This window comes from Gemmobacter sp. (assembly GCF_016792925.1).
Classification (GTDB): Bacteria; Pseudomonadota; Alphaproteobacteria; order Rhodobacterales; family Rhodobacteraceae; genus Gemmobacter.
Map to the genome: position 1 here is coordinate 1 of NZ_JAEULU010000015.1, position 19,404 is coordinate 19,404.

Genomic DNA, 19,404 nt, shown 5'->3' on the forward strand with positions numbered 1-19,404 from the left:
TTTTTATCCATAAATTGGCCAAAGCCCCCGTCCTACACCCTTTTTTCTTTATTAACGTCGCCCGGGGGTGATTGGCGCGGCCCGCCCAACAGGGGGCTGGCCCCCTCCCTTCTTCTCAGCTCTGACGGTGGAAAGTCACATAATGCGGATCGCGGCCTTCGCGCAGCGCCTTTTGCTCATAGCGGGTGGAATACCAGTCGCTCCATGCCGCGCCGCCGCCAAAGCCTGCGCCGGTGGTGGAGATCAGGGTGAACCCGGCAGGCGGCACTTCTTCCAGCGTTTGCCGGATGTAATCGGGAATATCGGTCGCCACGCGGAATTCGGCTCCCGGTTTCATCTTGCGGGCCAAGGGCAGCAGATAGTCCGGCGTCACGAAGCGACGGCGGTGGTGGCGCGCCTTGGGCCAGGGGTCGGGGTAGTTCAGGAAGGCCTTGTCGAGGCAGGCATCGGGCAGCACGTCGAACAGGTCGCGCACATCGCCGGGATGCAGGGCAAGGTTGGTCACGCCCGCATCGCGGATCTTGCCCAGAAGCATCGCCACGCCATTCACGAAGGGTTCGCAGCCGATGATAAACATCTCGGGGTAGCGCGCGGCCATATGCACCAGATGCTCGCCGCCGCCAAAGCCCACTTCCAGCCACAGGGGCCGCCCGCCGGTCAGGGCCGCGATGTCCAGCGGCGTGCGATCCGGGTTGTCGGCCACACGGATGCCGGGCAGGCTCAGCTTGCCCAGATCTTCGGCCAGATAGGTTTTCTGGCTGGCGCGCAGGGTCTTGCCATGGGTGCGGCCATAGAAGTTGCGGCGTTCGGGATGGGGGGCATCGGTCATGACGGGTCTCCGGGAAGCGCCCCGCCCTAGCGGGCGTGGGGCAAGACGTCAAGCCGCCGCTTCGATCCGCCGCGCCGGGCCATAGGCCAGCCGCAATTCGGCCAGCAGCGCCTCGATGGCGGCGCCCTGCGCGGTCGGCGCGGTATAGAGGCAGATCGCAAGACCCCCCAGCTCGGGCAGCATCTGGCCCGGCACTTCCTCGGTGCCCGGCGGGCAGCGCCCCCGCAGCCGGGCCGACACCGCCAAATCGGCAGCCACCATCGCCTCGGCGGCCTGTTCGCTGTCGCCCTCCATCGCGGCCTCCCAGGCGATGCCCGCGCGGTCCAGCGCGGCCTGCGCCGTGGGGCGGAAGATGCAGGTATCCTTGAAGGCCAGCCGCAGCGGGCGCGCCATCGCCGCCGCCCCGTCACAGGCGGCCACCCAGACCAGATCCTGCTGCGACAGCACCTCGCCCTCGGGGCCGGGGCGGTCTTCGGTGGTGATGATCAGGTCAAATTCCCCGCGCGCGAACCCGTCGCGCAACAGCATGGTGAAAGAGGAGGCGAGGTTCACCCGCACTCGCGGAAACTGCGCCGCCAGCCGCTTCAGAATGCCGGGAATCGCTGGATAAACAATATCATGCGGCACGCCGAGGCGAATTTCGCCCTCATGCCCCGCCAGCCCGAGCCGGGCCAGCGCCTCGTCATTGATCGCCAGCATCCGGCGCGCATGGCCCAGCAATTGCTCGCCTTCGGGCGTGAGAGTCAGCTTGCGCGCCGCGCGCAGGAACAGCGCAAGGCCGAGGCTGTCCTCCAGCCGCTTGAGCTGCATCGAGACCGCGCTTTGCGTCAGGTTCAGCAGCCCCGCCGCCCGCGTCACGCCGCCTGCATCCACCACGGCGACAAAGGCGCGCAGCGCCGTCAGATCGAGATTTCGCACCACATCACACCTCGTGATACATCCCCGCACAATCATTCATTTTCATTATTCATCGCCGCGAGTCAAGATCACTGTATCGAATGGAACCGCCGCAACGTATCACGAAATGGAGTGTATACATGTATACGCAAGCCTGCACGACCGCTTCCGCCCGCCCCTCCCTGCTGCGTCGCCTGCTGGACTGGCTGGCCACGCGGGAAACCGAGACCCGCGCCCGGCAGCGTCTGGCCCGGCTGGAGCCGCATCTGCTGCGCGACATCGGCATGACGGCAGAGGAGGCCGCGGCGCTGTCGCAAACCCCGGAATGGGATGCGCCCGCGCATTGGAGGCGCTGAAATCCTCCCGCGCGCCATGCAGCTTTTCTGGGCGGCCATCTTGAAACGGGGCCGGACCCTGCCGATATTCAGCCCATAAGCCGCGCGCGCGATCCGTGCGCGTGGCCTCGACAGCTGAACCGGAGGCACCCATGGCTCAATATGACACCCTGCGCAGTGGCACGATCGGCGCCACCGCCGCGCAGATCGACGAAGGCCTTCGCGCCTATATGAACAAGGTCTACGGGCTGATGTCCGTGGCGATGCTGATCACCGGCGCGGCCGCCTGGGCCATTGCGGGGCTTGCGGTCACCAGCGACCCGGCGACCGGCGTGATGATCCGGGACGGGCAGTTCCTGACCTCGCTTGGCGTGGCGCTCTACACCACCCCGCTGAAATGGGTGGTGATGTTCCTGCCGCTTGTCATGGTGTTCGGCCTGTCGGGCATGATCAACCGCCTGTCGCCCGCCGCCGCGCAACTGGGCTTTTACGCCTATGCCGTGGCCATGGGTGTTTCGATCAGCTCGATCTTCATCGCCTTCACCGGCGCCTCGATCGCCAGCACCTTCCTTGTCACCGCCATCGCCTTCCTGGGGCTGAGCCTGTTCGGCTATGTCACCAAGCGCGACCTGAGCGGCATGGGCACCTTCCTCCTGATGGGGGTGATTGGCCTGATCGTGGCGCAGATCGTGAACATGATCTTTGACATTCAGGGCCTGTCGAGCGTCATCGCCTTTATCGGTGTGCTGATCTTTGCCGGTCTGACCGCCTATGACACGCAGTCGATCAAGAATGACTATGTGATGAATGTGGCACAGGGCGGCGAGGCCTATCTGGGTCGCTCGGCTGTGATGGGGGCGCTGACCCTCTACCTCGACTTCATCAACATGTTCATGTTCCTGCTGCAATTCCTCGGCAACCGCGAGTAACCGCGCCGGAACGAAAACCGAAAGGCCGGGCCAAGCGCCCGGCCTTTTGCTTTGCAGCTTCCGGCTATTCGAATTAGGCTCGACAACCGATATGGTTGTGCCGAAAGGGCAAATGGGTGCATTTTGGAATTGATCTTGGCACCACACATTCGCTGATTGCGGTATTTCGGGACGGCAAACCCGACCTGATCCCCAATGCGCTGGGGTCGTTCATGACGCCCTCGGTGGTCGCCCTGCGGGACGGTCATCTGGTTGTGGGCGAAGCCGCGCGGGAGATTGCGCTGAGCGATCCAGGACAAGCTGCCGCTTGCTTCAAGCGCAGTATGGGCACGGCCAAAGCCTATCAATTGGGGGAGACGCGCTATGACAGCGTGGAGCTGTCTGCGCTGGTGCTGCGCAGATTGAAACAGGACGCCGAGGCCCATCTGGGGGCCGAGGTGCGCGAGGTTGTGATCTCGGTTCCGGCTTACTTCAACGAATTGCAGCGGCGGGCCGTGCGCGATGCCGGGCAGATCGCCGGTCTTGAGGTGCTGCGGCTGATCAATGAGCCCACGGCGGCAGCCTTGGCCTATGGGCTGCATGAAACCCCGGATGACGAAGATGAAGACAGCACGCTGGCCCTGATTTTCGATCTTGGCGGCGGCACATTCGATGTCTCGATTGTCGAGATCTTCGAAGGGGTGATCGAGGTCAAGGCCTCGGCAGGCGATGCCTTCCTGGGGGGCGAGGATTTTACCGAGGCGCTGAGCCGCATTATCGCGCTCGAAAGCGGGGTGTCTGCCGAGGATATGGCGCTGCGGCCAGGTCTGCTGCGCCTGGCCGAGCAGGCGAAGCGGCAGCTTTCGACAAAAGCCGAAGTGCAGATTGCCGCGCAGCTGGGCGCGCATGAGATTGACCTGTCCCTGACCCGCAGCCGCTTTGAGGAGGTTACGGCCCGGCTCGTTCAGCGCATGGCGCTGCCGCTGGATCGCGCCCTCTCCGATGCAGGGTTGCAGCCCGAGGATATCCACCGGCTTGTACTGGTCGGCGGCGCCTCGCGGATGCCCGCGGCCCGCGCCTTTGCCGCGAAGCGCCTGAGGCAACTGCCGGTGATCGGGGTGAATCCCGATCACGTCGTGGCCCTGGGCACCGCCGTGCAGGCCGCCTTGGTTGCGCGGGACGCTGCTTTGGATGACGTGGTGATGACGGATGTTTCCGCCTTCACTCTGGGGGTCGAGACGATCAATTTGGTGAACGGAACGCCGCGTAAAGGGTTCTACCTTCCGCTGATCGAACGCAACACCGTCATTCCCGCCTCGCGCGAAAAGCATCTACAGGCCGTCGAGCTGGGGCAAACGAAGATCGTGATCAAGATTTATCAAGGCGAAGCCCCACGCGTTGAAAGCAACCTGAAGCTTGGCGAAATGGAGATCGTCCTGCCCCACAACACCGAAGCGCAGGAAATCATCAGCCTGCGCTTCACCTACGATATTTCGGGCCTGTTGGAGGTGGATGCAAAGGTCTTGTCCTCGGGCACCGAGACCCAGATCCTGATTCAGGATCTGGCGGGCAAGATGTCCGACGCCGAGTGCGAGACCGCGCGTCAGCGCATGCAAAGCATGAAGATAAGCCCGCGTCAGACTGCCGAGAATATATATATCTCCACAAGACTGGATGCCGCTTGGGCCATGGCGCGCGCCATGCAGCGCGAGCAACTGACCGAGGTGATCCTGGAATGGGAAGGCGCCCTGGAGCGGCAAGACCCCGAGGAAATCCGCGTTATGCGGCAGAACCTTCACTGGCTGATGGACCGCTTGGAAGACACCCATGTCACCTGAGCAAGATTGGCCGTGGTCTGCTCTGGGTCTTGACGGCCCGGTCGATGGCAAGACCCTGCGCCGCGCCTATGCCAGACGCCTGAAGGGCATCAATCAGGCGACCGAGACCGAGTCTTTCATGGCCTTGCGTGCCGCCTATGAGATGGCGCAGCGGCATGTTGCAGATGTGCCCCCCCCGGCGGCAAGCTCGGAACAAGACGCGCCCGGCGCCGATGTGCCACCCCAACCCTTGCCGCTGCCACTGCAAGCGGCCCCGCCCCTGCCGGAAAGCGCCCCGACGGCGCTTGGCTTTGCCGCACTGGCGAACCGGCTGGCCCCAGATCATTTTGCCCAAAACCCTGCCGAGGTGCTGGAGGAACTGCTGCACTCGCCCTTGCTTTTGAACCCGAAAGTCAAGCCGGTGCTTCAAGTCCTGGCGCGGGATGCGGTGCGACATGTCACCTTGTGCCCTGCGGATGGCGGCATGCCGCGATTGCCCGCCTCCTTTCCGGCGCAGGCCATTCTGGGGCTGGATACGCAGTTCGGCTGGCTCAGCGATCAATATGCTTACGAAGCGGCTTTCGGTCCGGATATGTCCGCCCTGATGGCGATGACCGAGCGCCTGCGGGATCAAGGGTCATCGACCGAGAGCGATCTGCGTTTGGTGCTACAGGCCGCCCTCCCGCCCCTGCTTTTTGTCATCGTCTTTTGCGCCACCCTGCTGGATTTGGCGTTCCGGGCCCCTGACAGCATACCTATCGGTGTCTTTCTTGCGCTCATCATGGGGTATTGCACGCAGCAAGCCGCCCGATCTGCTTTGCCATCGCTGATGACGCGCCATGCATGGCCATGGGCCACGGTGCTGCTTCTGGCGAGAAGCCTTGCACCGGCTGCCCTGCTTTGGGGCCTTGCAGCCATCCTGCACGCTGCCCTCATCTAGTCGGGGCCTTCATCTCGTCGGGCGAAGTGGGGCCCCAAACGCAAAAGGCCGCGGCTTGCGCCACGGCCTTGCAACCTTGCGGAGGGGCAGATCTTACTTGATCTTGCCTTCCTTGTATTCGACGTGCTTGCGCACCACCGGGTCATATTTGTTGACCGTCATTTTCTCGGTCATGGTGCGGGCGTTCTTCTTGGTCACATAGAAGTGCCCGGTGCCCGCCGTCGAGTTCAGACGGATCTTGATCGTCGTCGGCTTCGCCATAGTCGTCTCTCCTGCATCAGGCGAAACAACGTCGCCTTCTCAAATCTCTTGAAGCCTGCCTTTTACGGATCGGGGCGGCAGAGTCAACAGCGAAAACCCCTGCCGCCGCTGGTTTTTCAGGGGTTAGAGCGCCGGTTTGCCGGCGCCCGCGTGAATGGTCGCCACGGTGGCGGCATCGAGGCCCAAAGCGGTGGCAAGCCCTTGCAGATAGGCCTTTTCCGCCGGGGTATCGACGGTGATCGCCATCAGCGCGGCGGAATAGACCTGCGCGCGGGCGCCCTCGCCCACCGCTGCCGCGAGGCCCGGGATGTCGACCGGCGCGTCCAGCTCGGCCTTCACATAGGCGATTTCCTCCTCGGAGGCGTCTTTCAAATGCGACAGAATCGTTTCGCGCTCGGCTGCATCAATCTCGCCATCGGATTTGGCGGCCTGAATCATGGCGCGGATCATCAGCTTGGCGTTTTCCTCGGCGGCGGCCCCCAGCGGCGTGGCCCCGGTCAGCGCACCCAGCATGTCGCCCATGCCCTTGGCCCCGGCAGAGGCCGCGCCGGTCATCGCGGCCATCAGGCTGCCCATGCCGGCCTCGGCCTGTTCGGTCATCTGCGCCGCGCCGGTGCCGAAACGGTTCACCATGTCGCGCACGGTGGCCGCGCCGCCGGGCAGGCCCAGCTTGTCGGCCATGGCGCCCATCTGATCGGCCATGCCGCCAGTCTGGCCCGCGCCGCGCAGCGCGTCCTTCATGCCCGCAAGGCCACCGGATTGCTGAAACTTCTGCACGCCCTTGGCGGCGGCAAAGCCGACGGCCAGCGTGGCAAGCGTCTTGATGAAACTCATGAAAGCCCCCTTCAGGTTGCGAGTCGCCCGTCAGCATAGCGCAAGCAGTGCCGCAGGCAGGGGGAATTTTACCCGCAATGGCCCGGCGTTACCCGCTGGGCAAGGTTTTGAAGCGCGCATAGATGCGCACGGCCTCGGCCTCATCCTGCGCGCGGGCGGCGGCGAAGGCCTGACGGGCCAGCGCGCGGTCGCCGCAGCGTTCCGCCGCAAGGGCCAGCGCCGCGCCGGCCCAGACCGGCGCCCAGCCGGGCAGCAGCTCGGGGGTGCGCGCGGCCTCGGCCAGCAGGGGCCGGGCGCGGGCGCCATCGCCCGGCGCATTCAACTGCACCAAAGCCAGCCCGGCCCAAAGCTGCAACAAGGCGCGGCGCGCCGGATCGGGGGGCAGGCCCGGTGCCTGTGCCGCCGCAAGCGCGGGCTCGATCAGCGCCAGACCGGCGCGGTGATAGGGCGCGACGCGGCGCGCTTCGGTGAAATCCGCCGCAAGGAACAGCAGCGCCGCCCCTTTGCAGCCCGCAGCAAACCAGTCGCCGCCATTCTGCGCCAACTCGGCCTCGGCCGCCGCCAGCGCATGCAGCGCCGCCTCGGGCCGTCCTTCCAGAATATCCAGCAAACCGTCTGTCATGCGCACCTTCCCCAGCAATCTGGCGCGGTTGCCATCCAGACGCAACCCACCATCGCCGCGCAACCCCTTGTCGGCAAAAGAACTCCCGCTCATGCCGCCAGCCCTTCGGCGGGTTCGGCCACCACGCGCAGCGGCGCCTCGACCAGCAGCGGACCGCCGATCTTGTGGCGGGCGCGCAGCCCGGCCAGGATTTCGGGGCTGACCTCGAAGGAGGCGCAATAGACCGGGCGCAGGCCATAGCCATCGGCATGGCCATGCACCTCGCACTCCAGCCCGGCGCGGCGATAGATGCGCGACATGGCCAGTTCATAATTCGACACCATGCGCCGCACGCCAAGGCCAAGCGCCATCTCGCACAGCGCCAGAAACAGGATGCTGAAGGCCTTGGCGCCGTCGATCTCGGGCATGTCGCGGCGCAGCGCGGCTTCGTCGATGCACATGCGGGTGCCCTCCCACACATCGGCCCGCACCAGGGCGGCGCTGTTGCCATGGGTGGCGTGGAACACGTCATGCAGCAGGGTCGGGCCGGTGGTGGGCATCAGGCGCAGCAGGCCATAGACGGTGCGGTGATCCTCGCTGCACCACACGAGGTAGCTGGCGCCCAGCTCGTCATATTCGTCGCGCTCCTCATCGCCGATCACCGGCACCTCCCAGTTCAGCTGATCGGCGAAGACGCGTTTGCGCAGACGGAAGGTCGCGCGGAGGAGGTCACGGTGGGCGGCAATCTGGTGGGGTTGGATCGAAACGAACATGTCAGGCTCCCTCGCTGGTCATGTCCCAACGCTAGGAAGCCTTTGATTTTTCGGATATTTCCCCCCCTGAGGGTCGCGGTTTCGTCACATACGGATGTGGGGGGTGCGCGAATTTGGCGCCCCGCTAGACTGGCGCGCGGAGAGGGCAGGCAGAGGGGAGAACCGGGAGGCCGCGCAGGTTGAAATTCTGGCAGCGCCGCCATCAGCGCCGGGGGCGGCTGCTCAATTTCGCGCCAACTGGATCGAAAATCGTCAGCAGCTTTCTACCGCAGCGCGAAAAGGATTTGACGAAAGCCATATCCGCCCCATAGCAATTGCCCATCCCGCCCCACAGATGAGGCAAGACATGACGGCACCCTTCGATCCGGTCGATCTTCAGCGTGACGTCCTGCTGTCAGGCTCAATTCAGGAATCGGTCGAGTTGATCGCCCGGGCCTATCAGGTGGATTACTTCACCTTTCACCTGTTCCGCCCCCGCGCCGCCGGGCCGGAATCGCCCTTTGTGCGCACCAACTATCCGAATGGCTGGGTCAGCCATTACCTGCTGAACGACTTCATCCGCATTGATCCGGTGGTGGCCCATGCCTTCAAGACCGAGGCGCCGTTCTGCTGGTCGGCGCTGGTGCTGGACCGGGCGCAGCTGGGCATGATGCAGACGGCGGTGCAGATGGGTTTGGGCCTGTCCGGCTTTTCGGTGCCGCATCGTGACAAGATGGGGCGGCTGAGCCTGCTGTCCTTCAACGCCCATATGCCGCAGGGCGGCGAGACCTGGGTGCCCTATCTGGAGGCGCAGGACCAGACGCTGCGCGATCTGGCCGAGGATCTGCATTTCAAGGCGCTGTCGGAGATTTTCACCGCCTCGGGCGATCTGCCGCAATTGTCGCCGCGCGAATACGAGTGTTTGAAATGGACCTCGGAGGGCAAGACCCATACCGAGATCGCCATCATCCTGAACCTGTCGGAGCATACGGTGCGCAGCTATCTGAAAGTGGCGCGCATCAAGCTCGACAGCGTGTCGCTGGCGCAGGCGGTGGCCAAGGCCTCGGCCATCGGGTTGATTTAAGGCGCCGTCAAGCCGGGCATGTTGCCGCCATCAGCCCGGCAATGCGCCCCACCGCCGCCCGCGCGCCGGGGCTGGCGCCCTCGAACAGGCAGAAATCATGCGGCAGCCCGTGATGGGTGACGGCCGCGCGCAGCCGCCCGGCCTGGGCCAGACGGTCGGCCAGACGCGAGGCGGCAGGGGCGAGGATGTCGCATTCCGCCAGATGCACCGTGGTGGGCGGCAGGGCGCGCAGGCTGGCGCAGGGCAGATCGACCGGGGCGGCGTCAGAGATCAGCGGCGCGATGAAGCCCTGAAACCAGTCCATCATCGCGGTATCGAGGAAATGGCCCTTGCCATGCGGATCGGCCGGATCGGTGCCGCGCCCCGCCACGGGGTAGATCAGGTGCAGCGCCTCGGCGCCCGCGCCCTCTGCCGCCCAATGCAGCGCCATCTGCAAGGCCAGAAGGCCTCCCACGCTGTCGCCCGCCAACTGCAAGCGCCAGCCGGGGCGCGCGGCGCGCAGCCGGGCCAGTGTCGCGCGCAGATGGGCAGCGATTTGCGGCGCGGGCGTCTCGGGCGCCTTGGGGTAATCGGGGGCGATGACCATCCGGCCCAGCCGCGCAGCGAGGCCGGCAAGGAAAGGCGTGAAGACCGCGCTGTCATAGTAAACCAGCCCGCCGCCATGAAGATAGACCAGCGCCGCGCCCGGCTCGGCCCCGGCGGGGGTGAACACCCGGCCCGGCCCCTCGGCCAAGGGGGTGACGTTGACGCCATCGGGCAGCGCCGGGGCATGGCGCGCGATCCAGCCCGCCGCCGCCGCCCGGCCAAAATCGGGCAGCGCGCGCGGGTCGCCCCGCATCATCAGCCCGCGCAAGGCGGCGATCCGGCGAAATTCGGTCTGCATGGCTCAGGCTCCTTTCAGGCTGGGAAGACCCTCGCGGGTCAGGTCGCGCAGGTGGAACTGGCGCAGCCGCGCCTCGCCCTGCGCATCAAAGCGGATCGGGCCCAGCACGGTGTCGCGCACCCGGCCCAGCCAGGGGCCATTGCCGGTCAGCGCGGCCTGGCCGATCTCGGTCGCCACTTGCAGCGCCGCGACGGTTTCCCAGAAATAGGTGCCGGGGCCAAGGCCATGGCGGCGCAGGCAGGCCCGCGCGATGGTGTCGGCCAAAGGCCCGCGCGGTTGCGGGCGCAGGGCGGCCACCAGCACCCGGCGCTGCCGCAGGTCCACGCCCGCCCGCACCAGATCCTGCGCCAGCATCGGCATATCGGCATCATCGGTCAGCACCACGCAGCGCGCCGCCGTCTGCGCCACAAAGGCGACGGAAGGGCGATACATGCCGGAAAACAGCACGGTTTCGGCGCGGGGGCGCGGCTGATAGGCGGGGGTTCGGGCGAACAGCGCCCGCAGGCTTTCGCCATGGGCCGATCCGTCGGTCTCGATCGCGTCCACTGTCACATCCAGCGCCTCTGCCAGCCAGTCGCACAGATCGGCATCGGTATCGCACAGGCGATAGACCCCGCCTCCCTCGGTCAGGCTGGCCTGCGTCGCAGCGGGCAGCACCAGAGGCAGCCCGGCGCGGCGGTAAAGCGGCGCCGCCACCCCGGCGGCAGAGGAGGCGAAATGCCCCACCACCACCTCGGGGCGGGCGGCGAGGATCTGGCCCGCCGCGCTGCGCGCCGTTTCGGGACTGGCGCGGTCGTCGAACAGCAGGACTTGCGCCCGCCCTTCCAGCGCGAATTCCTCGGCCAGCGAGACGGCGCGCAGAAAGCCCGGCGTATGGACGCTGCGCGCCGGATCAAGGCAGGCAACACAGGCGATGCGCGCGGCGCGGCGCGGCGCGTCCAGCGCCTGTTGCAAAGCGGCGGCGACGGCGGCGGGCAGCGGGCTCATATCAGCCCCCGTTGCAGCCAGCCTTGCACGCAAGTTTGCGCCAGAACCGGAATGTATTTTGCCCCGCGCCCGGAAAAGCCGGTGAACAGCCCCACCTGCCCCGGCCCCGGATCGCGCAGCAGCGGCAGGTAATCGGCGGTATAGCCATCATGGCCCAGATGGGCATTCACCGGCTGATAACCATGGTCGCCCAGCAAGACCCGCGCATTGGCGATGTTTTCCACCATGGCGCCGGGGGCGTCGATCTCCAGCGCGGCGGGGCTGGGGCTAATGGCGGGCTTGGCGCCGCCCACATAAAAGTGCCCCGGCTGGCCCGGCCGCAGATAGCTTTGCGACACCTCGTCGATCAGGCAGATGCCGGGTTGCGCGCCGCCCGGCGCGGCAAAGCACGACAGCACGATGGAGCGGGTTTCCAGCGGCAAATCCTCCTCCAAAAGGCGCGCGGCGGCGCCGGTCGCCATGACCACCTGCCGCGCCTCCACCGCGCCGAAGCCGGTTTCCACCCGGAAGTGATCGGCCATCTGGCGGATGCGGCGAATCGGGATGCCCTCGATCACCGCCGCGCCCTGCCCCACGGCCACATCGGCCAAGGCGCGGGCGGCGGCGCGCGGGTCGACATGGCCCGCCTCGGGTTCCCAAAGCGCCACGCGATCATCGGCGGCAAAGCCGTCATGCAGCACCGGGCAGCGCTCGGCGATTTCGGCGGCGCGGGCCAGACGCATGCCATGGCTGTTGCCGCCGGGGCCAGAGAGGAAGGCCTCGGCCCGGGCGATATTCTCCGGTGCGAGGAAATAGGCCATGCCGACCGGCGTATAGACGCCGGGCCGCCCCTCGGAAAAGCTCTGCCAGAAGCGCAGCCCCTCCAGCGACCAGGCGGCCAGTTGCGGCACCGGGTCATAGACCCGCACGATGCCGCGCGAATGGGCGGTGGCGCCGCCGCCGCCGATCACGTTGCCCTCCAGCAGCAAGGCCTGCCGCCCGGCCTCGGCCAGCGACCACAGAAGGGCCGCCCCGGACAGGCCGCCGCCGATGATGACGATGTCTTCCATGACGCCCCCTCGCCTCGCGCGGCTCAGGCCGCGACCGGGGCGCGTTGGCCCTCGGCGGCAAGATAGGCGGCCACGTCCTGCCCGCTCCACCAGATCGTGTAGAAGTGGAAGGGTTCGGCAGTGTCATTGCGCACGAAGTGATCGACGCCGCGCGGGATCATCACGATGTCGCCCTGTTTCACCCGGTGGCTGGTGCCATCCAGCAGCACCTCGGCCTCGCCCGCGATGGCGATGAACATTTCATCCTCGTCGGAGGGCGAGTTCACATGGGCCAGCGTGTCGGTGCCGGGGCGCACGATGCAATAGCCCCCGCCAAAGGGCGGCGTGATGCCCGGCCAGGGGAAGGTGCGGATGCCGTCCAGCCCGTATTCGTAATGCAGGTCTTCGTTTGCGAATTTGCGGATCAGGTTCATGGTTTCAGGCCTTTTCAAAGCGGTCAGCAAGGGCGGTGAGGTCGGCAAGGCTGCGCGGCGGCTCCACATCGGCCAGCGCGGTTTCCAGATCGGCGCCGTGGTGTTCGGCCAGCACCATGATGAGGTCCACCACGGTCATGCTGTCGATGCCAGCGGCGGCCAGATCGGTTTCCGGCTGCAACAGGCCCGGCGCCGCCAATTCGGGTTTGCGCGCGATGATCTCGCGGCAGAGCAGGTCAAAGCTCATGATTCATCCTTTCGTCTGCGATGAAGGTGCCCTCGGGCGTCAGGGTGAAGCGGGTCTGGCGCGGTTCCGCCGCCACTGCCGCGCGCAGGGCGGCCAGCAGCAGCTTCTCGTCGGTCTTGCCCGAGGCGGAGAGGGTGACCTCGCTGCCATGCGCCCAGACGGTCGGGCGCATATAGGCGGGCAGTTGCACCGCCAGATAGCTGCGCAGGCGGTCCATCACCGCAGGCTGATCGGAAAAGACGATCAGGGCAATCTCGCGGCAGCCGCCCCGCTCCACCAGCCCCACGGCGGCGCGATCCACCCCCGGCAGGGCCATGGCGCGCTGGCGCAGCTCGCCCAGATGGATGCGCTTGCCGTTCAGCTTCACCTCGTCGTCGCGGCGGCCAAGATACTGGATGGTGCCATCCGCCAGGCGGCGGCAAATGTCGCCCGAACGGTAATAGCGCAAACCGCCGCGTTCAAAGATCACCCCCGCCGTGAGGTCGGGCCGATCCAGATAGCCGCGCATCACCAGCGGGCCACCAAGGCACAGCTCGCCCTCCTCCGCCTCCTCGCCCGCCGCGTCCAGCAGCAGGGCCGAGACCTCCTCCAGCGGCAGACCGATGGGGAAAGAGCCGTGGCGGGCGTGGTCGGCCTCGCGGATATGGTGGCAGAGGCAGACGATGGTCACCTCGGTCGGGCCATAGGCATTGATCACCCGCGCGCCCGGCACGGCCTCGACCCAGTGGTTGATGATCTTGGGGTCGCAGACCTCGGCCCCGGTCATCACCATTTCCAGATCGGGGAAGGCCGAGGCGCCGATGGCGGCCAAGGGGGTGGAGATCAGCGTGAGGATGGTGGACACCGCGATCATATGGCTGATCTGCTGGCTGGCCATCACCTTGCGGATCAGCGCCCCGATATAAAGCCCGCGATATTGATAGCTGAAGGCCCCCAGCGAGAGCGGCAGCAGCGTATCCTCGATGGACACATCGAAATGGAAGGGCGCGAAGGACAGCACGCGCGAGGAGTCGGTGAAGCGCAGCACCCGGTTATGGACGCGGAAATAGACCAGCAGACTGCCCACCGTCACCTCCACCCCTTTGGGCTCGCCGGTAGAGCCGGAGGTGAAGATGATATAGGCCAGATCCTCGGGGGCACGCGTGGGCAGCGGCCAGCGCGCGGCCTCGCGCGGGTCTTGCCGCAGCGCCTCCAGATCGCGCGGGCCGATCACCGGGGTTTGGCCCAGGGCATAGTCGCGCTCCAGCGCCACCACGGCGGCGGGGGCGAGGCGGGTGACCAGACTGTCCAGCCGCGCGGCGGGCGAGTCGGCGTCCAGCGGCGCATAGACCGCACCACATTTCCAGATCGCCACCACCACCGCAGGCATCAGCGCCGATTTGGCGGCGATAACGGCCACCCGGTCACCGGGCCCGGTGCCAAGGGCGCGCAGCCGGGCGGCGATGCGCCAGGACAGCGCATCCAGCGCACGGAAGCTGAATTCCAGCTTGCCATCGCTGATCGCCGCGCGGTCGGGGCAGCGGCTGAGGCCATGGGCGAAGAGATCGCCCAAGGCGGTGGTCGGGCCGGGCACGAAGGCCTCGGCGCCGGTCTCCCAGGACCAGGGCTGCGGCAGCGCATTCATGCCGGCACCTCGCAGGGGTCGGTGCAGCGCGCCCCCACCTTCGGCACGCCAACACCAAGGCTGAACCGGGCCTTCGGCAGCTCGGTCGCGCCGATGCGGCGATAGAAGGCCAGCCCCAAGGCATTGTCGGGCGGGGTTTGCCATTCGATGCGGGCGCAGCCCCGGCTGAGGGCAAAGGCCTCCAGCACCGCCATCAGCCGCCGCCCCAGCCCCTGCCCCCGCGCGCTCTCGGCAAGGTAAAGGCAATCGAGATAGACGAAGGGCGCCGCGCTCCAGGTGCTGTGATCGACCGTGGCCGACATATAGCCGACCGGGATCTGGTGCCGGGTCACGACCCAGAGGTTGATCTTCGCCGCCTCGCCAAAGGCCAGCGCCGCCAGCGCCTCTTGCCGCTGGAAGCCCGCCGCCAGCGGCAGGCCCTCATAGGCGGCGTGATCCTCGATCAGCCGGGCCAGCGCCGCCATATCCGCCGCCCGCGCCGGGCGGATCAGGGTGCAGCTTGCGTTACACATAGCCATTGAACCCCAATGAGAGATATTCCGCGACGATCTCGTCGGTCAGGCTGGCCGGGTTTTGCGCCAGCACCTGCCGCACCCAAAGGTCGCGCTCGTATTTGTAGATCTCCAGCTCCCACACACAGGTGATGACGTTGAGGTGATCCAGCGACATCATCTCGGGCGTGTCGCTTTCAAAACTGTCGATCTTGAAGGCCTTCATGCGCAGCATATTGGCATCGAACCAGGTGTTCGTGAGGGTATAAAGCCCGTCATTGGCCCAGTGCAGGATGCCGAAACCGATCTTGTGATCGGCCTCCAGCTTGGGGTCGGGCAGGCCCGGCGCCAGAAGCTGCGCGATCTTGTCCATGCCGGGCAGCGGGGCCGCGCCATATTTGGGCGAGATCAGCGAATAGATCTTCAGCTTGGTGTCCTGAACGGTCAGGGCGCCCAGAAAATCGACGCGGCGGGGGGTATATTCAAGCGGGTTCATGGGTCAGGGTCCGGGCAAGGGTTTCAGAAAGGGTGGGCAGGATCGGGGCGATCAGGTCGATCGCAAGGCGGTAACCGGCGGGGCGGTCGGCGGCGGGCGCGGCGCGCACCTCCTCCAGCAGCCGCAGGACCGAACGCGCCATGCACTGCATCGAGAAGCTGTCCAGCCGCGCGGCATCGGCGCAGGCAATCGCGGCGGCGGTGCCGGTCCAGCGCGAGGTGGATTGCGCGGGCAGGCCCTGTTCCACGGCGCGGGTCAGCTCGGCGGCGAGCGGGCGGAACACCTCCTGCACCCAGGCCTTGAACTCGGCCATGACAAAGTTTTCGGCCTTGGTTTCCGGCGCATGCAGCGCGGTGAACAGCCGGATCGCATCGGCGGGGTACAGCCCGGTCACATCCTTGATCCAGACCGCATTGCCCCGGCTGGTAGAGAAATCGTCACCGTCCAGCATCAGGAAACGGTTGGTGACAAAGCGCCCGATGGTCGGCCCGGACGGATCGCAAACCTGTTGCACCGCATAGGCGATGGCATGGCTGTAAGAGCAGTCAAAGCCCAGGAAATGCACAAGGTTCGTCTGCGGCGACCACCAGTCGGCAAAGCGGCCCCGCTCCGGGTGATCTTCCAGATATTCCTTCACGGCAGCGCGGTAGCCAGACAGGCCCATGAACCAGGTATGCACCGGGTCACCGCCAAAGCGCGCCACCGGCAGGCCCGCATCGCCGGGCCGGGTGATCGGCCAGGTATCCGAGGTCTTGGCAAGGTTCGCCGCCAGATAATCGCGCAGATCATCGCGCATGCCCCGGGTGGCGTGCCAGGCGGCCACGGTCTCGAAATGGCGGCCCAAGGCCCAGACCTGCGCGGTTTGCGTCTCCATCCGCATCGGCGTGCCGCAGGCGATGCAGGTCATGCCGGTCATCAGCGCCGGGATCGGCTTGGACGCGCAGCCCTCGCATTGCGAGGCGTCCGAGCTGGTGCCGCAGCTGTTGCAGCCGCCGCGCCCCCAGGCCTCATGCCCCCATTTGCGGCAATTCGGGCAGCGATGCACCGAGACCACCTGCGCCGAAACATCCTCGGCCACGCAATCCAGATAATGCTCCACACTGTCGCGGAACCAGGGGTTGTCGCGGGCCGGGGGGAAGTGGTCGAACTCCACCCCCGCCAGCTCGGAGGACAGCACGATGGCGCGGCGCATCAGCGCGCCGTAATCGGCGGCAGAGCGGTTCAGCGCCTCGGCCTTGCGCGGCAGATAGCTTTGATAATCATCGGAATAACAGACCATGATGACCTCATGCCCCTTGGCCATCAGGCTGCGGCGGCAGATGTCGGCGGCCAGAAAGGGACCGGAGAGGTGACCCAGATGCAGGTCGCCATTCGGGGTGGGCGGGGTCACGGTAACGATGTAGCGCGCCATGTCAGGCAACCTTTTTCAGCTGGGTTTGCAGGGAATGCTCATGGGCGACAAAGCCCAGAACGGCGGCGAGGAAGGCGGGATGGTCGAACAGCGCCAGATGGCTGGTGCCGGGCTCGATATGCAGGCTGGCGCCGGGGATCGCCTCGCGCGCCTCGACCGAGCCTTGGGGATGGGCGGTGATGTCGGCAGGGCCGGTGAACAACCGCGTCGGCGCAGTGATCCGGCCCAGCCAGAGCAGCGGGTTTTCCTTCACGAAGGCCCGGATCAGCCGCGCATAGCGGAACACCTGATCCGGCCCGGCGGTCAGCGCCTGCACGATATGCTTGTGCTGCGGCTCGGTGACGCTCATCGCCTCATTGGCCTTGCGGCTGATGTCGCGGGTCATCAGCTTCACAAAGCGGGTGCGATCTTCCTTGAAGACCGAGTTATACAGCATCGCCGCCACGCCGGGGCTGAGCGCGACCTTGGGCATGATCGAGGCGAGGTTCTGCTGGAACAGCGTGAGCGTGGCGCCGGGATGCATGAAGCTGCCATTCAGCAGCGACAGGCTTTCCACCCGCGCCGGAGCATGGGCCGCGATATGCGAGGCCACCACCGCGCCGGTGGACCAGCCCAGCAGCGCTACGCGGGCCACGCCAAAGGCGCGGGTCACCAGATCGAAATCGCCCGCATGATCGGCCACCGACAGCGCCGGGCGGTTCATGTCAAAGCCGGTATCGGGCAGGCCCCGGCAGTCCCAGGTCAGGGTGTTGAACCCCTGCCCCGCCAGCCCGGCGATCAGCGGATGCAGCACATTCACCGGCATGCCATAGGCATTGACGATCACCGCCGTCGGGCGGGCCGGGCTGAAATCGCGATTGGCATAGGCCACAAGGCGGCTGCCATCGGCGCGCGGCAGATGCAGCAGGCGCAGCCGATCCATCAGCGGGCCATGCGCCGTCTCGTTCCGCGCCGCCTCGATCAGGTTCAGCAGGTCGATCTCATAGATCCGGTCGGCCTCGGGCAGATCTTCGCCATGAAACACCTTGCGATTGTCGCGCCGCGTATAGGGCAGGAAGAAGGCCAGCCGCGCATTCAGCCGCAAATCGGCTTCGGGCAGATCGGCTGGGTTGGGGGTGCAGGCGATCTCCAGCCCCAGCCGGTCGGACAGCGCCGCCACCACCAGCCGCACCGGCAGATTGCTGCCGCCGATAAAGCGCGCCTCGGTGCGGGCGCCGCCGGCAATCGCGCTGCGGGCTTGCGCGGCAATCATCTGATCCACCACGCGGTCAATGCCCACAAGGTTCAGATCACCATCGCCGCACAAGAGCGTGATGCGCCGCGCGCCATGGCGGGCCTGCCGGGCCGCCTCCTGCGCCAGCACCTGCACCACGCCATAGAGCGCCGAGGCAGACCCGCCGGGCAGTTTCGAGGCCCGCGCCCCGGTGATGATGCTGGGCCGCAGGATCGACAGCGCCCAGCCTTGCAGCCGCGCGGCCTCGGCCAGCACCACCTCGGCGGCATGTTTGCCGCGCTCGTAATCATTGTTGAACCGCGTGACCCCGGTGACCGAGGCCGTGACCGGGCATTCCGTCACGCCCTGCCCGGTGACATAGGCGGTGGACAGGTAATGCACCCGCGTCACCTGCAACCGCTCGGCCATGGCGGCAAGGGCGCGGGCGGCGGCGACATTGGCCTCCCACCCTTCGGGCGACAGATCCGAGGCGATGTGCCAGATCTGGCTCACCCGCGCCGTGTCCAGCAGGGCCAGATCGGCGGGGCAAAGGTTGAAATCGGGGGCCGCCACATCGCCTTGCAGCAGGGTGATGCCCGCCATGAGGTCAGCGGCGCTCACATCGCTGCGCCCGGCAGCGTTCAGGGCACGAGCGAGGGCGCGCTCCAGCCGGTCGGCGGCATTGGCGCCGCGCGCCAGAGCAAAGACCTTGCCGCCCTCGAAATCGGCGCTGCGCAAAAGCCGCGCCAGAAAGGCAGAGCCGACAAAGCCGGTCGCCCCGGTGATCAGGATCGTCATCGCAGTCTTCCTTTCAACTCAAAGGGTTGGGGCGGGTGCCGGGCAGCCCGAAGGCGCTCCGGCAGCCGGGTGCAACATGGGTTCAGCGCGCAGCCAGCCGGTGATGAGGCCCGCCACCATGGCCGGGTCGGCCTCCTCCGGCAGGTCATGGCCGGTGGCGGGGATCAGATGCAGCTCACTGCCCGGAATGGCGGCGGCAAAGCCTTTGCCCAAGGCGGGCGGCAGCCAGGCATCCTCGGCCCCCCAGAGGATCAGCGTCGGTTGGGTGAGGCAGGGGAGTTCTTCCCGCCGGGCGAAGCTCACCGCCTGCATGCGTTCAAACAGCGCCTCGCGGGCACCTTCGCGCAGGATCATGTCGCGGTAGCGCGCCACCAGTTCGGGCGTCACCTTGGTATCGTCATGGAAGGCCTGATGCAGGTTGTCCGCCACCACGACATCCGGGGTGATGTCGCGCAAAGCTGCGCCCAGAACCGGCACGCCCGCCAGTTTCCAGATCAGCGGGCTGTCGGCAGGCAGGCCGGTCGGGGCCACCAG

At 66.7% G+C, this 19,404-nt stretch carries 22 protein-coding genes; 5 read left to right on the forward strand and 17 right to left on the reverse strand.

The window, feature by feature from the left end; translation table 11 throughout:
- Window positions 1-115 precede the first annotated feature (115 nt).
- Both JNN06_RS00800 and JNN06_RS00805 read right to left on the reverse strand, forming a co-directional pair.
- Window positions 116-829, reverse strand: a complete 714-nt coding sequence (locus tag JNN06_RS00800) for a tRNA (guanine(46)-N(7))-methyltransferase TrmB (protein WP_291237698.1) — start codon at window positions 827-829, stop codon at window positions 116-118.
- 48 nt (window positions 830-877) lie between these two features.
- Complete coding sequence (locus JNN06_RS00805) at window positions 878-1,750, reverse strand: LysR family transcriptional regulator (protein WP_291237699.1); 873 nt, start codon at window positions 1,748-1,750, stop codon at window positions 878-880.
- 116 nt (window positions 1,751-1,866) lie between these two features.
- On the opposite strand from JNN06_RS00805, the gene JNN06_RS00810 reads away from it, so the two are divergent.
- The 4 genes from JNN06_RS00810 (at window position 1,867) to JNN06_RS00825 (ending at window position 5,726) form a co-directional block, all read left to right on the forward strand.
- Window positions 1,867-2,082: a hypothetical protein gene (locus tag JNN06_RS00810; RefSeq protein WP_291237700.1), complete on the forward strand. Its 216-nt coding sequence runs from the start codon at window positions 1,867-1,869 to the stop codon at window positions 2,080-2,082.
- Between the two features lie 131 nt (window positions 2,083-2,213).
- Complete coding sequence (locus tag JNN06_RS00815; RefSeq protein WP_291237701.1) at window positions 2,214-2,990, forward strand: Bax inhibitor-1/YccA family protein; 777 nt, start codon at window positions 2,214-2,216, stop codon at window positions 2,988-2,990.
- 116 nt (window positions 2,991-3,106) lie between these two features.
- The gene (locus JNN06_RS00820; protein ID WP_291237702.1) at window positions 3,107-4,807 is read left to right on the forward strand and encodes an Hsp70 family protein; all 1,701 of its coding nucleotides are present in this window, start codon (window positions 3,107-3,109) and stop codon (window positions 4,805-4,807) included.
- Window positions 4,797-5,726 (forward strand): hypothetical protein, encoded by a 930-nt coding sequence (locus JNN06_RS00825; protein ID WP_291237703.1) that lies wholly within the window; start codon window positions 4,797-4,799, stop codon window positions 5,724-5,726. Before JNN06_RS00820 ends, JNN06_RS00825 begins: the two co-directional genes overlap by 11 nt.
- A gap of 93 nt (window positions 5,727-5,819) precedes the next feature.
- On the opposite strand, the gene rpmG is transcribed toward JNN06_RS00825, so the two are convergent.
- The 4 genes from rpmG to JNN06_RS00845 form a co-directional block, all read right to left on the reverse strand.
- Complete coding sequence (gene rpmG / locus JNN06_RS00830) at window positions 5,820-5,987, reverse strand: 50S ribosomal protein L33 (protein ID WP_011750518.1); 168 nt, start codon at window positions 5,985-5,987, stop codon at window positions 5,820-5,822.
- Between the two features lie 123 nt (window positions 5,988-6,110).
- Window positions 6,111-6,821 carry a DUF533 domain-containing protein gene (locus JNN06_RS00835; RefSeq protein ID WP_291237704.1) on the reverse strand — a complete coding sequence of 237 codons (711 nt, stop codon included), beginning with the start codon at window positions 6,819-6,821 and terminating at the stop codon, window positions 6,111-6,113.
- Between the two features lie 88 nt (window positions 6,822-6,909).
- Window positions 6,910-7,536 (reverse strand): hypothetical protein, encoded by a 627-nt coding sequence (locus JNN06_RS00840; RefSeq protein ID WP_291237705.1) that lies wholly within the window; start codon window positions 7,534-7,536, stop codon window positions 6,910-6,912.
- Entirely contained in the window at window positions 7,533-8,195 is a 663-nt protein-coding gene (locus tag JNN06_RS00845; RefSeq protein ID WP_291237706.1) for an acyl-homoserine-lactone synthase, read from the reverse strand. The genes JNN06_RS00840 and JNN06_RS00845 overlap by 4 nt, the downstream gene beginning before the upstream one ends.
- 346 nt (window positions 8,196-8,541) lie before the next feature.
- Between JNN06_RS00845 and JNN06_RS00850 the strand changes: the two genes are divergently transcribed.
- Window positions 8,542-9,258 (forward strand): LuxR family transcriptional regulator, encoded by a 717-nt coding sequence (locus tag JNN06_RS00850; protein ID WP_291237707.1) that lies wholly within the window; start codon window positions 8,542-8,544, stop codon window positions 9,256-9,258.
- Between the two features lie 7 nt (window positions 9,259-9,265).
- On the opposite strand, the gene JNN06_RS00855 is transcribed toward JNN06_RS00850, so the two are convergent.
- The 11 genes from JNN06_RS00855 to JNN06_RS00905 form a co-directional block, all read right to left on the reverse strand.
- Window positions 9,266-10,141 carry an alpha/beta hydrolase fold domain-containing protein gene (locus JNN06_RS00855; protein ID WP_291237708.1) on the reverse strand — a complete coding sequence of 292 codons (876 nt, stop codon included), beginning with the start codon at window positions 10,139-10,141 and terminating at the stop codon, window positions 9,266-9,268.
- A 3-nt stretch (window positions 10,142-10,144) separates the two neighbouring features.
- Window positions 10,145-11,128 carry a hypothetical protein gene (locus JNN06_RS00860; protein WP_291237709.1) on the reverse strand — a complete coding sequence of 328 codons (984 nt, stop codon included), beginning with the start codon at window positions 11,126-11,128 and terminating at the stop codon, window positions 10,145-10,147.
- On the reverse strand, window positions 11,125-12,177 hold the full coding sequence (locus tag JNN06_RS00865) for an FAD-dependent oxidoreductase (RefSeq protein WP_291237710.1): 1,053 nt from the start codon (window positions 12,175-12,177) through the stop codon (window positions 11,125-11,127). The genes JNN06_RS00860 and JNN06_RS00865 overlap by 4 nt, the downstream gene beginning before the upstream one ends.
- 23 nt (window positions 12,178-12,200) lie before the next feature.
- Window positions 12,201-12,590 carry a cupin domain-containing protein gene (locus JNN06_RS00870; protein WP_291237711.1) on the reverse strand — a complete coding sequence of 130 codons (390 nt, stop codon included), beginning with the start codon at window positions 12,588-12,590 and terminating at the stop codon, window positions 12,201-12,203.
- 4 nt (window positions 12,591-12,594) lie between these two features.
- Window positions 12,595-12,837, reverse strand: coding sequence for a phosphopantetheine-binding protein (locus JNN06_RS00875; protein WP_291237712.1), 243 nt, complete (start codon window positions 12,835-12,837; stop codon window positions 12,595-12,597).
- Window positions 12,827-14,461 (reverse strand): amino acid adenylation domain-containing protein, encoded by a 1,635-nt coding sequence (locus tag JNN06_RS00880; RefSeq protein ID WP_291237713.1) that lies wholly within the window; start codon window positions 14,459-14,461, stop codon window positions 12,827-12,829. Before JNN06_RS00880 ends, JNN06_RS00875 begins: the two co-directional genes overlap by 11 nt.
- Window positions 14,458-14,973, reverse strand: coding sequence for a GNAT family N-acetyltransferase (locus tag JNN06_RS00885; protein WP_291237714.1), 516 nt, complete (start codon window positions 14,971-14,973; stop codon window positions 14,458-14,460). Before JNN06_RS00885 ends, JNN06_RS00880 begins: the two co-directional genes overlap by 4 nt.
- A complete protein-coding gene (locus tag JNN06_RS00890; protein WP_291237715.1) occupies window positions 14,966-15,448 on the reverse strand; it encodes a hypothetical protein in 483 nt (160 codons plus the stop codon). Before JNN06_RS00890 ends, JNN06_RS00885 begins: the two co-directional genes overlap by 8 nt.
- Complete coding sequence (locus tag JNN06_RS00895) at window positions 15,435-16,859, reverse strand: class I tRNA ligase family protein (RefSeq protein ID WP_291237716.1); 1,425 nt, start codon at window positions 16,857-16,859, stop codon at window positions 15,435-15,437. Before JNN06_RS00895 ends, JNN06_RS00890 begins: the two co-directional genes overlap by 14 nt.
- 1 nt (window position 16,860) lies before the next feature.
- A complete protein-coding gene (locus JNN06_RS00900; RefSeq protein ID WP_291237717.1) occupies window positions 16,861-18,870 on the reverse strand; it encodes an alpha/beta fold hydrolase in 2,010 nt (669 codons plus the stop codon).
- Between the two features lie 18 nt (window positions 18,871-18,888).
- Window positions 18,889-19,404 (reverse strand): alpha/beta fold hydrolase (locus tag JNN06_RS00905; RefSeq protein WP_366812296.1); only part of this gene is annotated, 516 nt, incomplete at its 5' end.

Coding starts and splice junctions, on each gene's coding strand:
- JNN06_RS00800 (WP_291237698.1), bottom strand. CDS start 829: ATGACCGATGCCCCCCATCCCGAACGCCGCAACTTCTATGGCCGCACC.
- JNN06_RS00810 (WP_291237700.1), top strand. CDS start 1,867: ATGTATACGCAAGCCTGCACGACCGCTTCCGCCCGCCCCTCCCTGCTG.
- JNN06_RS00815 (WP_291237701.1), top strand. CDS start 2,214: ATGGCTCAATATGACACCCTGCGCAGTGGCACGATCGGCGCCACCGCC.
- JNN06_RS00825 (WP_291237703.1), top strand. CDS start 4,797: ATGTCACCTGAGCAAGATTGGCCGTGGTCTGCTCTGGGTCTTGACGGC.
- rpmG (WP_011750518.1), bottom strand. CDS start 5,987: ATGGCGAAGCCGACGACGATCAAGATCCGTCTGAACTCGACGGCGGGC.
- JNN06_RS00835 (WP_291237704.1), bottom strand. CDS start 6,821: ATGAGTTTCATCAAGACGCTTGCCACGCTGGCCGTCGGCTTTGCCGCC.
- JNN06_RS00840 (WP_291237705.1), bottom strand. CDS start 7,536: ATGAGCGGGAGTTCTTTTGCCGACAAGGGGTTGCGCGGCGATGGTGGG.
- JNN06_RS00845 (WP_291237706.1), bottom strand. CDS start 8,195: ATGTTCGTTTCGATCCAACCCCACCAGATTGCCGCCCACCGTGACCTC.
- JNN06_RS00850 (WP_291237707.1), top strand. CDS start 8,542: ATGACGGCACCCTTCGATCCGGTCGATCTTCAGCGTGACGTCCTGCTG.
- JNN06_RS00855 (WP_291237708.1), bottom strand. CDS start 10,141: ATGCAGACCGAATTTCGCCGGATCGCCGCCTTGCGCGGGCTGATGATG.
- JNN06_RS00860 (WP_291237709.1), bottom strand. CDS start 11,128: ATGAGCCCGCTGCCCGCCGCCGTCGCCGCCGCTTTGCAACAGGCGCTG.
- JNN06_RS00865 (WP_291237710.1), bottom strand. CDS start 12,177: ATGGAAGACATCGTCATCATCGGCGGCGGCCTGTCCGGGGCGGCCCTT.
- JNN06_RS00870 (WP_291237711.1), bottom strand. CDS start 12,590: ATGAACCTGATCCGCAAATTCGCAAACGAAGACCTGCATTACGAATAC.
- JNN06_RS00875 (WP_291237712.1), bottom strand. CDS start 12,837: ATGAGCTTTGACCTGCTCTGCCGCGAGATCATCGCGCGCAAACCCGAA.
- JNN06_RS00880 (WP_291237713.1), bottom strand. CDS start 14,461: ATGAATGCGCTGCCGCAGCCCTGGTCCTGGGAGACCGGCGCCGAGGCC.
- JNN06_RS00885 (WP_291237714.1), bottom strand. CDS start 14,973: ATGTGTAACGCAAGCTGCACCCTGATCCGCCCGGCGCGGGCGGCGGAT.
- JNN06_RS00890 (WP_291237715.1), bottom strand. CDS start 15,448: ATGAACCCGCTTGAATATACCCCCCGCCGCGTCGATTTTCTGGGCGCC.
- JNN06_RS00895 (WP_291237716.1), bottom strand. CDS start 16,859: ATGGCGCGCTACATCGTTACCGTGACCCCGCCCACCCCGAATGGCGAC.
- JNN06_RS00900 (WP_291237717.1), bottom strand. CDS start 18,870: ATGACGATCCTGATCACCGGGGCGACCGGCTTTGTCGGCTCTGCCTTT.